The 12,267-nt window shown below is 57.6% G+C and carries 13 protein-coding genes; 2 read left to right on the top strand and 11 right to left on the bottom strand.

Translation table 11 applies throughout. The features are described 5' to 3' along the window. Positions 1–10 precede the first annotated feature (10 nt). The 6 genes from IEV00_RS10285 to IEV00_RS10260 form a co-directional block, all read right to left on the bottom strand. Positions 11–424 carry a hypothetical protein gene (locus IEV00_RS10285; protein ID WP_188360278.1) on the bottom strand — a complete coding sequence of 138 codons (414 nt, stop codon included), beginning with the start codon at positions 422–424 and terminating at the stop codon, positions 11–13. Next, on the bottom strand, positions 414–1,190 hold the full coding sequence (locus IEV00_RS10280) for an HAD hydrolase family protein (protein WP_188360277.1): 777 nt from the start codon (positions 1,188–1,190) through the stop codon (positions 414–416). The genes IEV00_RS10285 and IEV00_RS10280 overlap by 11 nt, the downstream gene beginning before the upstream one ends. An 84-nt stretch (positions 1,191–1,274) precedes the next feature. Next, positions 1,275–2,177: a PTS system mannose/fructose/sorbose family transporter subunit IID gene (locus IEV00_RS10275; RefSeq protein ID WP_188360276.1), complete on the bottom strand. Its 903-nt coding sequence runs from the start codon at positions 2,175–2,177 to the stop codon at positions 1,275–1,277. Positions 2,178–2,186: 9 nt separating this feature from the next. Beyond that, positions 2,187–2,993, bottom strand: coding sequence for a PTS mannose/fructose/sorbose transporter subunit IIC (locus IEV00_RS10270; protein WP_188360275.1), 807 nt, complete (start codon positions 2,991–2,993; stop codon positions 2,187–2,189). Further along, positions 2,990–3,973, bottom strand: coding sequence for a mannose/fructose/sorbose PTS transporter subunit IIA (locus IEV00_RS10265; protein WP_188360274.1), 984 nt, complete (start codon positions 3,971–3,973; stop codon positions 2,990–2,992). Before IEV00_RS10265 ends, IEV00_RS10270 begins: the two co-directional genes overlap by 4 nt. A 146-nt stretch (positions 3,974–4,119) precedes the next feature. Next, positions 4,120–4,977, bottom strand: coding sequence for a PRD domain-containing protein (locus IEV00_RS10260; protein WP_188360273.1), 858 nt, complete (start codon positions 4,975–4,977; stop codon positions 4,120–4,122). Between the two features lie 280 nt (positions 4,978–5,257). Here IEV00_RS10260 and brnQ point away from each other — a divergent pair, with 280 nt between their 5' ends. Then, positions 5,258–6,655, top strand: coding sequence for a branched-chain amino acid transport system II carrier protein (brnQ, locus tag IEV00_RS10255; protein WP_188360272.1), 1,398 nt, complete (start codon positions 5,258–5,260; stop codon positions 6,653–6,655). A 138-nt stretch (positions 6,656–6,793) separates the two neighbouring features. Then, complete coding sequence (locus IEV00_RS10250; RefSeq protein WP_188360271.1) at positions 6,794–7,003, top strand: hypothetical protein; 210 nt, start codon at positions 6,794–6,796, stop codon at positions 7,001–7,003. Between the two features lie 126 nt (positions 7,004–7,129). Here the strand turns inward: IEV00_RS10250 and IEV00_RS10245 are convergent, their stop codons facing one another. From IEV00_RS10245 to IEV00_RS10225, 5 genes are read right to left on the bottom strand one after another with little or no spacing between them, the layout of a single operon-like run. Continuing rightward, positions 7,130–8,665, bottom strand: coding sequence for a tripartite tricarboxylate transporter permease (locus tag IEV00_RS10245; RefSeq protein ID WP_188360270.1), 1,536 nt, complete (start codon positions 8,663–8,665; stop codon positions 7,130–7,132). Positions 8,666–8,679: 14 nt separating this feature from the next. Next, positions 8,680–9,207, bottom strand: a complete 528-nt coding sequence (locus IEV00_RS10240; protein ID WP_188360269.1) for a tripartite tricarboxylate transporter TctB family protein — start codon at positions 9,205–9,207, stop codon at positions 8,680–8,682. Beyond that, positions 9,204–10,220: an MBL fold metallo-hydrolase gene (locus IEV00_RS10235; protein ID WP_188360268.1), complete on the bottom strand. Its 1,017-nt coding sequence runs from the start codon at positions 10,218–10,220 to the stop codon at positions 9,204–9,206. The genes IEV00_RS10240 and IEV00_RS10235 overlap by 4 nt, the downstream gene beginning before the upstream one ends. Before the next feature lie 15 nt (positions 10,221–10,235). Next, positions 10,236–11,192: a tripartite tricarboxylate transporter substrate binding protein gene (locus IEV00_RS10230; RefSeq protein WP_188360267.1), complete on the bottom strand. Its 957-nt coding sequence runs from the start codon at positions 11,190–11,192 to the stop codon at positions 10,236–10,238. Between the two features lie 5 nt (positions 11,193–11,197). Continuing rightward, positions 11,198–12,202 carry an MBL fold metallo-hydrolase gene (locus IEV00_RS10225; protein WP_188360266.1) on the bottom strand — a complete coding sequence of 335 codons (1,005 nt, stop codon included), beginning with the start codon at positions 12,200–12,202 and terminating at the stop codon, positions 11,198–11,200. Between the last annotated feature and the right edge of the window lie 65 nt (positions 12,203–12,267).

Below are 12,267 nucleotides of genomic sequence, written 5' to 3'. Positions count from 1 at the left end.
TTATTTGTAGTTAAGGTTTCTCGCGTTGCCCCGCCCAGTCCAGCAGGCCCTGAATCTCCGCCCGGGCCGCCGAGGTCAGCGCCTTGTTGTCCCGAAGCATCTGCTCGCCGCGCAGATGAATAAACTCCAGGTACTCTGTCTTACCGGTCTTCTCGAAGCCCTCCTGAGACATGCGCAAATCGGCAAAATCTTTAGCTGCCTGGCGCTGGAGAATCCAGCGGCCCCACAGCGCCACCAGGGCGCACACCAGCGCAATCAAGGTGCCCCAACCGTGCGTCCATACATAAAGCAGAGCGGCAACCACCATCAGACCGGTGACAATGGGCGCCACCGAGACGATGTAAATCCCCTCCTGCTGGCGGTCTTTATCGAGGGTTCGCTGGCCCACCTCGATGAAGGTCTCTTTGAATGATTTACTCGCCATCGGTCAGCGCCCTATCAATGAACTCGTAGGCCTTATCCACCACGTACTCGGTTGCCTGCTGCACCTCTGCGGGGGAGTAGGTGAAGGACGCCGCGTGGTCGGCTATGGCGTGCATGCCCAGATCATTCCAGGAATCGCCCAGGGTGTAGGTTTCAACCTGCTCTCCGCCCAGGTGGTTTTCAACCAGCCACTTCAGGCCCAGGCCCTTATCGGAGCCCTTGGGCACGATGTCGAGGAATTCCAGGTTGCGGTGGCAGTCCAGGCGGTCGGAGTAGTTATCTAGAATCCAGGCCAGAATCTCGGCGCGCTGGGTGGGGTCGGGAATCCACATGGGAATACCCACGTACTCGTGGTTTTCAACCTCTGAGCGATCCATGGGGGAGAAGGCAGGCAGAATGTTGGAGTAGCCGCCGATTCCACTGTAGACCTGGTAGTCGTGGTCGAGGGTGGTGGCGTAGACATTGATTCCCTCAAGGGTGGAGAGGTGGTCGATGACCTCGGTGACCACCTCTAAATCGAGGGTCTTTTTGAAGAGAATCTCATAGTTGGCATCGCAGACTACCGCCCCGGTGTAGAGCACATAGTAGTCAAAGTTAATGTCGTAATTTTCGAAAGCTACCTGGGTGGCGTAGATGCTTTTGCCGGTGTTGCAGACCGCCAGGTGCCCGGCGTCTTGCCAGCGGTGAATGGCTGCCTCGGATTCCGGCTCAACCTTGCGGTCAAAGAGCAGGGTTCCGTCTACGTCGAATGCCATGAGCTTTTTCATGGGGTTCCTTTCGGAAAGTGGGAGAGAAAAGCCGCCTGCTCTCACCCTATAACGGCTGGCGAACAGGCGGCTAGTGCGGCTATTTTAGGGGGCTAGGATTCCTGCCCAGTAGCCCAGGATTCCCACGGCGAACATGCCGAAGATAATCCAGATGGGGTTGATTTTCTTTTTCAGTAGCCACATGCAGAGGAAGGTCAGGCCCAGCGCCAGCATGCCCGGCAACAGGGTGTCGAGAATCGACTGAACGGTGGTGACCACTTCGCTGCCGTCTTGGGCTTGATAGCGGGAGAGCTCGAAGGGAACGTTGATGGTGGTCCACTTAGAAACCAGCGAGCCCATCACGAACAGACCCACAATCGAGGCTATCTGGGTAAAGCGGCGCAGGGTGTTACCGCCCACCTCGGAGACAATCTCTACACCCTTCTGGTAGCCGATTCTGAAGCCGTACCAGCGGGTGATCATGCGGATAATGGTGAGGCCGAAGAAGAAGATCAGCGGGCCCAGAATGTTGCCGGAAAGAGCAATCGAGGCACCCAGAGCTGCCAGCACCGGTCGGGCGGTGCCCCAGAAAATCGGGTCGCCCACGCCTGCCAGCGGGCCCATCAGACCCACCTTAACGTTGGTGATAGCCGCTTCGTCAATGTCTTCACCGGCTGCCTTCTGCCGCTCCATTGCCGCGGTAACGCCAATGATGGGGGAGGCAATCCAGGGGTGGGTGTTGAAGAATTCCAGGTGGCGGCCCAGCGCTGCTGCCTGGTCTTCTTTCTTGGAGTAGAAGCGCTTGATAGCGGGAATCATCGAGACCGCAAAACCAATGGCCTGCATACGCTCGAAGTTGAAGGAGCCCAGCAGGAAGGTCGAGCGCACGTAGGTGGAGTAGTAGTCACGCTTGGTGAGCTCGCCGGGGTGGTTGGGTACGTCGTTGACGTTATCTACCGAGGAGTTTACGGCTACAGAGCTGGTCTGTGCGTTGTTTTCTACAGTCATGGTGTTCTCCTACTCGAGCTCGTTGTCGAGGTTATTGGACGGCGCTCCGCTGGTTGCCGGCGCGGGGGCAACAATGGCGTCGTGGAAGGCGGGGTTGAGCTGTACGTAGATCACTGCCAGGCAGGCACCGATAATGCCCAGGCCCACCAGGTTGAGGTCGGGAATGAAGGCCGCCAGTACGAAGCCCAGGAAGAAGAAGGGCATCAGGGCCTTTGCCTTCATCATGTTGATGACCATTGCGTAACCGACCACCACGATGAAGCCACCGGCTACCTGTAGACCCGAGGTAATGACGTCGGGAATAGCATCGAGCCAGGTTTGAACAATGTGGGTTCCGGCTACAGCTGCCACAGCGGCGGTGGGGATTGCTACGCGCAGACCCTGCAGAAGCAGACCGCTAAAGTGCACCAATTCAACGCCTCTGAAGTTGGCCTGTTGGGCGAATCTGTCTGCCTGGTGTTGGAGGAAGACGGTGATGGTGCGAACGAAGATGGTGAGCACCTGGCCTGCTGCTGCCAGGGGCACTGCCAGGGCAATACCCTCACCGATGGACTGGTTGCCCTCGATGACCACGATGGTGGCGATGGTAGATGCCAGGGCGGCGTCGGGTGCCATTGCTGCACCCACGTTCATCCAGCCCAGGGCGATGAGTTCGAGGCTACCGCCGAGAATAATGCCGGTCTGAAGGTCACCTAGCACCAGGCCCATGAGGGTACAGGCCACGATGGGGCGGTGGAACTGGCGTTCGTCTAGCACCGATGCCATACCGCAGACCAGCGCTACGAGAATGACCAGGGTAAATTCGAGAGGGCTCATGAGACTAGGCCTTTCTCCTTGAGTCGTTTCATCATGTCAACGCGGCTGCTGTTGGGAACCTGCTGAATGGTCATGGGAATGCCGCGGTTGGCGATTTCTTTGTATGCTTCGATGTCTTCGTCAGAGGCGTAGACAGCTTCGGAGAGCTGGGTCATGCCGTTTTTGTAGGTTACGCCGCCAACATTGACCTCTTTGATTTCAATGCCTTCATCGAGCAGGCGCAGGATATCCTGCGGGTTCTCCACCACCAGCATGGTTTTCATGCCGGTGTATTTGGGGTTGTGGTAGACCCTGCCGGTTTTGGCGATGTCGAGAACATTGGTCTTGATGTGGGAGGGTGCCACCTGCAGGAGCAGGGTTTTGCGGAGCTTGTCGGTGGCTGCGGGGTCTGATGAGGCAATGAGGGTTTGCGGTGCCACATAGTTGACCCAGCTACTGGCTACCTGGCCGTGAATGAGGCGGGAGTCGATGCGGGCAAAGACAATGTCCATGTGGCCGCCGGGTGTTTGGTCGGTGGACGGCGCTGCGGCGGCGGGAGCTGCTGTAGCAGGTGCTGCCGGGGCGGCGTCGTCCTTCGGTGCCATCATCTCGTTGAAGATGCGGATTCCCTTGGAACCGGCCTTCACAGCCTTTTGGGCGAGGGAGGCGACCGTGGCGTTTTTGCGCGATGCCGCGCTGATAACTTCTAGGAGCATGGGCACGTTAACGCCCGCTACCACATCGGTATTTTCGCGTTCTGCCGCAAAGCGGGCGGCCGCGTTATAAGGGCTACCGCCAAAGAGATCAACCAGAAGCAGAACTCCCTGATCTTTGGGCTGCTCTTTGGCAATGGTTTGGTAGTTCTCTAGGAGATCTTCGGGACCTTGCTCCGGCATGAAAGTCACCGGGTGAACGTTCTCGAAGTCGCCGAGAATCATTTTGGCTGTCGCAAGCAGGGCAGGAGCTGACTCCCCGTGTGCTGCCACAATGATTGTGACCATGAGCGTGGTCCTCTCGCAGTAAAAATGTGGGTATGGGTAAAGATGAATTTACACCTTATTTTTTCTGCAAGAAGCCGCATTACTAAGTAAGAACGATAAAAATTTTATGACCTTATCACCTTGTGAGACGGAGTTTTTGTACAGGTCTACTTCTCCAGCCCTAAATCCTTGGCCAGGCGGGCAATGTGAATGGTCAAATAGGTCAGCTCATCATCGGTGAGCTCCTGGTTGAGCTGCATCTCAAGAAGCAGATAGACCTTCTGGGCGCAGGCAAAAGCCTGGGGGTAGCTCGCCTTGACTGCCTCGGTTAAAAGCGGGGTGGCGTCGTCCTGATAACTACCTGCCCCCTCTTTACCGGTGCGTACAAAGAGGTAGCGCAGGTGGGTCACAAAACGGGCGGCGCTCAGTGCTGACTGGTCAATCTCTACCCCGTAGAAAGAGGAAATCAGCTCAAAAATCTGGGCAAAAACCTCGGTCATGCGGAAGGTCTGAGACATATCTGAGGCGGCAAACTGCGAGTTGACCAGATGCAGGGCTAAGGGAATGGCCTCCTGGTCGGGGAGGTCTACTCCTAAACGTTCGGAAACCAGGGCCACCGCGCGTCGTCCAAACTCCACCTCTTTGGGGTAGAGCTGGGAGACCTCCACCGCCAGGGGGTAGTCCACGGCTATGCCCTCGCGGGCGCGAATCAGTGCAAAGTTCAGGTGGTCTGCCAGCGGAATAACAAAGGAGTGGGAGACCGAAAACTCCTTGGAGTCTCGCACCTGAGATTCCAGCTCAATCGCCAGGGAGAGGATCTCGGCGGGAATTTCGGAGAGGGACCAGCTCAGGCGCTCCTCAGAGGTGTTCTTTTCGGGAACGAAGGTCTGCTCAACCCGGGTGGGATCAATCATGTCGCCCTTGCGCTTGCCAAAGGCAAGACCGCGACCGATTACCACGGTCTCCTCGCCGGCAAAGTTCGTGGCCAGGGCAACGTTATTGTTATAGATACGCGAAATGCGCAACGCACCCTCCTCATAGAAATTTGCACGTCCCCCTATTTTAGGGCACAAGGGCATGGGGTGCACGGTGCTTGCCTGTGGATGAGAGGCAAGTCGTGGGCATCGGTGGCCTGTGTGAGATGTATTACTTAGCCAAAACCCTTGTGGAAAGCAAGAGTTTTTCACGATGTGGACTATTTTCTGGGTAAAAAGTGTCTCAAAGTCTAGGATGGAACAGAAAAGCGCCAGATTTCCTTCAAAATCCAGCGCCTCACGCAATATATTCTACGAAAAGCATACATTTATGAGCACTCAAGCAAGCAAGAAAGCGGGAAAGGGCGGCGCGATCGTCGTTACCTCTCTCATGCTTTTCTCCATGTTCTTCGGCGCGGGTAACCTAATTTTCCCGCCCGTTCTGGGCGCAAGCGCCGGCGAAAACTTCGCCCCGGCACTGATTGGTTTTCTGATTACCGGTGTAGCCCTGCCGATTATGGCTATCTTCGCGCTCGCGCGCACCGGCTCTGATATTCGGTCGCTGGCAGGCCGCGGCGGCGCCGTCTTTGGCGTAGTCTTCCCCGCCCTGGTCTACCTCTCCATCGGCGCTTTCTACGCGGTGCCCCGTACCGCCACTGTCAGCTACACCATGTTCGCCACCCCGGTGTTCGGCGTGGACTCCCAGCTTTCTCTGGTGGTTTTTGCGCTGATTTTCTTCGCGGTTTCTCTGGCTATCTGTCTGAATCCCAGCTCCATTGTTGATGCTCTGGGTAAGTTCCTTACCCCTGCCCTGGTGCTGCTGCTAGCTCTGCTGGTGGTGCTCTCGCTCTTTACCCTGACGGCCGACCCTGCCCCCGCTACCGAAGACTACGCCTCGGCCCCCTTCGTGGGCGGGTTCCTGCAGGGCTACTTCACCATGGACTCCCTGGCCGGCCTTGCCTTCGGCATTATTCTGGTTTCATCTCTCAAGCACAAGGGCCTAGAACGGGGCAAGTCGCTGATGTCAGGTGTGGCTTTCGCTTCTCTAATCGCCGGGCTGCTTCTGGCCCTTGTTTACCTGGGTCTGGGCTGGATGGGTCGCTCCATCGAGAACGGCCAGGGCTACGAGGACGGCGCCGCCCTGCTTTCTGACGCCGCCCACCAGGTGCTCGGCCAGGCGGGTGCCTGGATTTTTGGCCTGATTGTTCTGTTGGCCTGCCTGACCACTGCGGTGGGTCTGCTCTCGGCAACCTCGGAGTTCTTCTCCCGCATGGTGCCCGCTATGCCCTACCGCCTGTGGCTGATGATTTTTACCGTGATTGGCTTCTTGATTTCTACCCTGGGTCTGAGCTCGGTGCTGGCTATCGCGGCCCCCATTCTGGGCTTCCTCTACCCGCCCGCTATTACCCTGATTATTCTTTCGGTTCTGGAGCCTTTGCTGGTTAAGCCCCTGGTTTCTCAGGCAGTGACTCCCGCTGAGATGGGCCGCCGCCTGAGCCTGACTTTCAAGCTGGCTCTTTTTGCCTCTGTTATCTGGGCAGCGCTGATGACCCTGAACTCTTTGGGCTGGGGTTCTTCGGTGATTGAGCCGCTCATCGGGTGGTCTCCCTGGCATGCCCTGGACCTTGGTTGGGTTGTTCCCACCCTGGTTCTGGCGGTGCTTGGCTACATCCTGGACTTCACCCGCAAGAACCGGGAGGTTCCGGCGGTGGCATCGACGGCTGCCTAAGCTACCCTGCCCTCTCACAGAGTGGCCGTGAAAACGCCGAGAGGCCGTGTTTAACACGGCCTCTCGGCGTTAAGGCGGCCATTCGGCGTAGGGGCGTAAGCTGGGCTTGGCTGTTTGAGCGAGTTGATAGGAGCACCGATGAAAAATAATGCCAATCTATTGTTGTCGATCGTGATGGTAGTGTGTGCGGTTGCAATCTTCTCTTCTTTTAAGCTTCTTGCCGATGGGGCAATTTCCCATTCGCTGGCACTCTTTATCATTCCCTCGGCCTTTGTGGTGCTAGCTATCTGCGTGGTCTTTTCGGCCTATAGGAGTATCAAGGCCTCAAAGAAGAGCGAAGATCTGTAGGGTTTCCATCGAGCGGCCGTGAAAACGCCGAGAGGCCGTGCTAAACACGGCCTCTCGGCGTTTTCACGGCCGCTCGATTTAGCAGGGCTGCACGCACCCTACTGAAGCAACCTGCCACAGAATGTTCTAGCCAAAGTACATCGTATGGTCCGGGTCGTTCGCCTTGCGGCGCAGCTCAATCTGGCGCTTGCGGAAGTTGCTGATAATGCTCCAAGCAAGCAGAGCAGTAATCAGTAGACCGATACCCAGAACCACCGGGGAAACCAGGAAGATTCCAAAGTCACCACCGGAGACCAGCATGGTGCGGCGGAACTCCACCTCGAGAATGGGGCCCAGAATAAAGCCGAGAATCAGCGGGCCCAAGTCGAAGTTTGCCTTGCGCAGCACGTAGCCCAGCAGGCCAAAGAAAATCGTGGTTACCACGTCAAAGAGACTGTTGCGCACACTGTAGACACCCACCAGCGCAATCAGAAGAATGATCGGAGCCATGAGGGAACCGCGAATCCGCAGCATCTGGGCAAACACGCCCACCAGGGGCAGGTTCAGCGCCAGTAGCAACACGTTACCGATGTACATCGAGGCAATCACGCCCCAGAACACATCGGGGTGGTCTTGCACCAGGGTGGGGCCGGGGGTGATGTTCTGTAGCAGCAGGGCACCGAAAATCAGCGCCAGCACGGGGTTCGGGGGAACACCCAGGGTTAGCAGCGGAATAAAGGAGGAATTGGACGACGCGTTGTCGGCTGTCTCTGTTGCTGCCAGGCCCTCGGGGGCGCCGGTGCCGAATTTTTCGGGGTGCTTGGAGACTTTCTTCTCCACACCGTAGGCAACCACGGAGGAAACCGTGCCGCCACCGCCGGGAATAATACCAATCAAAAAGCCGATAATCGAGGCGCGGGCGATAGCGAACTTAGACACTGCCCAGTCTGCTTTCGAGGGCATCTTGGGCTTGAGGTTGGCCTTGCCCATGCCTTTGAAGAAGCCGTGCTCTGCGTTGTAGAGCAGCTCGCCCACACCGAAGAGGCCCACTGCCACCGAAACAATATCAATTCCCGAGAGCAGATCCATTGAGCCGAAGGTCAGGCGGGCCTGGCCGGTAATGGGGTCAAGACCCACGGTGGCCACCACAATACCTAGGGCACCCATAATCAGAGCCTTTGCCTTGGATCCGTTGGTCAGCAGAATAATCATGAGTAGACCCACCAGGGCCAGGGCAAAAAGATCGGCAGATTCAATCTGGGCGGTGATATTAGCCGCCAGAGGGGCCAGGAAGGTCAGGCCAATAATGGCCACGGTACCGCCGATGAAGGAGCCAATACCCGAAAGGCTCAGCGCCTCAGAGGCCCGCCCCTTCTTGGCCATAGGATAGCCGTCAAAGGTGGTGACCACCGCCGAGGCATCTCCCGGTAGACGGAGCAAAATAGCAGGAATTCGCCCACCGTACATGGAACCGTAGTAGATACCTGCCAGCATCATAATTGCCGTGGTGGCGTCTAACTCGTAGGTAATCGGCAGCAGCAGCGCGATCGCCGTCACCGGGCCCAGACCCGGAATTAGGCCGATGAGAGTACCCACGACAACACCGATGAGCACAAAGAGCAGGTTCATCGGAGAGAAAGCAACACCGAAGCCGGTTGCGAGACCGGAGAAAATATCTTGCATACTATGTCACTTCCTTAAGACATCCACTCGGGCAGGCCGCTGAGACCCACTTGAAAAGCAACCACAAACACCAGGTAGACCACCACCGGGGTGAGAACCGAAAGTATCAGAGAGACCTTCCACGATTCGCGGGCGCTGAACCGGGTGATAATCAGCATGGAGATAAACCCAGCCACTAGAAAACCGGTGAAAGGGTAGAGCACCACAAAGGCAACCAGACCCGCCAGCATAAAGAGCATCTTGTCTACGCGCTCGCGGTTGAAACGCTCGTATTCTTCTTTGGCCTTCAGTGCAAAGGGCCAGGCCAAAAGCGCCAGAACTGAGGCAGTAAGAATCCAGAGGCCTGGGCCGGGCTTAGAAAAGCTACCGACCGCTAGGTTAAAGGCGTAGACCGCCAGCGCGATGAAAACAATCAAGGTCATCGACATCATGAAGATGTAGATTCTGGGATAACCCCCGCGGAGGTTCTCAGGCTGGTGCCGCCCCACAATGGGCGAGGCCTGAGTGTCAGGTGCTATATAGGGAGCTTCTTCTTTGTTCATACCGTGTATCCATTCAGAGAGATAACCTGGTTATCTCGGGGAATAATGAGCTCAGACGAGTAGGTTGACCGGGCAGATTCCCACACCTTTCCGTGGGCGTTGCCCGGAACGAGGTGGTGCAGCGCCAGTTTTTTGGCACCGGCCTGCTCCGCCAGCTTTCCCGCCAGATCGGGCGGGGTGTGTGACTTCTTGTGGTGGTCGATGGAGGCCCTACCCGACTCGTCGTCGTCATAAAATCTGTGTGCCCAGTCCAGGTCAATGGCCTCGTGCAAGAGCAGACTGGTGTCAGCCGCCAGTTCTCCGAGGTTCTCCGAGTACTTGGTGTCGCCGGAGATCGTGACCGAACCGCCGTCATAATCAAAACGAAAGGCGAAAGCCGGAGCCACCGGCGGATGAACCACCAGGGTTGCCGAAACCCTCACGGTCTCGTCTTCGAAAACGGTGAAGGGGCGCATGGCCGGGCTCGGGGCACTATTGGCCTGAAAGCCGCAGTCGGCGGGCAACTCAATATCGTGCGCCTCAAAAATATTGACCGGGTTGGGGTAGAGAGAATCGAGGATTCGCTCGTTGAGGTCGGTGGCGTGCGAGCGCAACAGAAAGTCCACCATCGAGCGGGTGCCGGGGGTCGGCTGATCGTCGAAGACGTGGTTGACCGGGCCGGACGCGCGGGGGGAGAGTGGGTGCAGGGCGCCGCGATCTCCGGGGCCAAAGATGGGAATCGTGTGGCCTTCTCCGGCCACCGTGTAGAAACCCAGAACCAGCATGTTAATCAGATCCACCGTGTGGTCTGAGTGCATGTGGGTAATAAAGATACCGCCCAGCTTGTTGATGTCTAGCCCGGCCTTGCGCACCTGGCGGTAGACCGACTGGCCGCAGTCAATCAGGTACCACTTATCGCCGACTACCACGGCAGTGGCAATACCGCAGCGGGGCTCAGCGTCGTCGTCCAGGGTCCAAACGCGGGGGCCGCCAGCGGTGCCGAGGGTAATCACGTGAGCGTCTGTGTGAGTCATCTGTACCTCCTTTCCCTACCTTTGGCCGATACCCAGTTCTTGGTAGGCCTGCTCAATGCGGGCTTTTTCTTCGGGTACGTAGTCGGTCATCCACTTGGGCCCGTCGATGTCTTGCAGGGTTGAGTTGGCTGTCTTGAGGTATTCCTGGTAGCTATCGCTGTGAACTGCCTTCTCTGCCAGCTCGGTGATCTTCTGGGTGGTTTCATCGTCCACACCGGCGGGAATCGCCAGAGCCTGGGTGGCCAGGTAGTTGGCCTCGGGGTAGCCTTCTTCGGTCACGGTAGGAACATCGGGCATACTGGGTATGCGTTCGTCACCGGTCACCGCAAGAACCTTGACCTCACCGGACTTCTCGCGCTGGTAGGCGGCAGAGGCATCGGTTACGGCAATGTCTGTCTCGCCACTGATGGTTGACTGGATAGCGTTGGCGGCGCCGTCAAAGGGAATAGCTCGGCCGTCTTTGCCCAGGTCTTTGAGGATCTCGGCCAGCAGAACGTGGCCGCTGTGGCCCTCGCCCAGGGTGGCGTAGGTTAGGGCAGAGTCGGCATTCTTGAGATCATCCAGTGAGTTGTAGGGGGAGTCTGCCCTCACCGTAATGGCAAAGCCCTGGGAAGACAGCGAGGTGACGGACTTGAAGTCCTCTGAACTGTAGTGGGTCTCCTGGAGTAGCGGGGCGTTGGTGAAGGCTGCCACCGGGGCAAGGAGCATGGTGTAGCCGTCATCAGCTGTCAGGCTCGCCTCGGTGGTGCCGATAATTCCCATTGCGCCGGGGCGGTTTAAAACCAGCACCGTTCCGCCGCTGACATCTTCGAAAGAGGCGGCGAAAGCACGGGCAACCACATCGTTGGTGCTGCCCGCTCCAAAGGCCACAATCAGCTCAATTTTCTTTGACGGGTACTCTCGGTCGGTTTGAGCGCAGCCTGAAAGCGCAAGGGCTGTGACAGCAAGTAGCGCACCGATTTTTTTCATCATATTCTTTATCCCAATTCAATACGGTCGTTATCCGATGGAATGATCAGTTCACCCGAGTAGGTGGAGCTGGCGGCCTGCCAGGTGAGTCCGCGCGCATTGCCGGGTACCAGGTGGTGCAGTGCCAGCCTCTTTGCTCCCGTTTCTTCGGCGAGCTTGCCCGCCTCATCGGGTGGAGTATGAGATTTTTTGTGGTGGTCAATCGAGGCCCGGTCGGTTTCGTTGGAGGGATCCTTGACTCGGTACACCCAGTCAAAATCGATTGCCTCGTGCAGCAGAAGGTCGGTGTTCTCTGCCAGCACCCCGAGGTTCTCTGAGTAGCGGGTATCGCCAGAGATAGTCACCGAGCCGCCCTGGTAGTCAAAGCGGAAGGCAAAGGCCGGGGCAATGGGCGGGTGAACCACCAGGGTTGCCGAGACCTTCACGGTGTCGTCTTCATAAATTGTGAAGGGGCGCATGGAGGGGCTGGCGTTGTCATTGGCGTGGAAGCCCACCTCGGCGGGAATCTGAATATCGCGGGCCTGGAAAGTATGGGCGGGGTTGGGGTAGAGGGAGTCAATGATTCGGTCATTGATGTCGGTTGCGTTCGCCCTAAAGAGCAGGTCAACAATTTCTGCAATGCCCGGAACCGGGTTCTCGGGGTTCAGCGGCTCTACCGGGCCGGAGGCTCGTGGGGAGAGCGGCGGTAGCACCTGGCGGTTGCCGGGGCCGTAGATGGGAATAATGCGGTCTTTCATCTTCATGTCGTAGAAAGACAGGGTCAGAATATTCGCTAGGTCAACCACGTGGTCGGAGTGCAGGTGGGTAATGAAAATTCCCGCCAGCTGGTTGAGGTCCAGGCCAGACTTGCGGATTTGGCGGTAGACCGACTGGCCGCAGTCAATCAGGTACCACTTATCGCCGACCACCACGGCGGTGGCGATGCCGCAGCGGGGCTCGGAGTTATCGTCAAAGGTCCATACGCGGGGGCCGCCTGCGGTGCCTAATGTAATAACCTGGGGCGTCTGGCTCAAGGCTCTTTCCTTTCGTGAGATAGCGATTCTTCGATGTTACGTGGGTCATAAACTTAGGTAAACTT

The sequence above is a fragment of the Rothia aerolata genome, from assembly GCF_014635585.1.
GTDB lineage: Bacteria > Actinomycetota > Actinomycetes > Actinomycetales > Micrococcaceae > Rothia > Rothia aerolata.
Note: the sequence above shows the minus strand (reverse complement) of the source record. Positions and strands in the feature narration are given on the sequence as shown.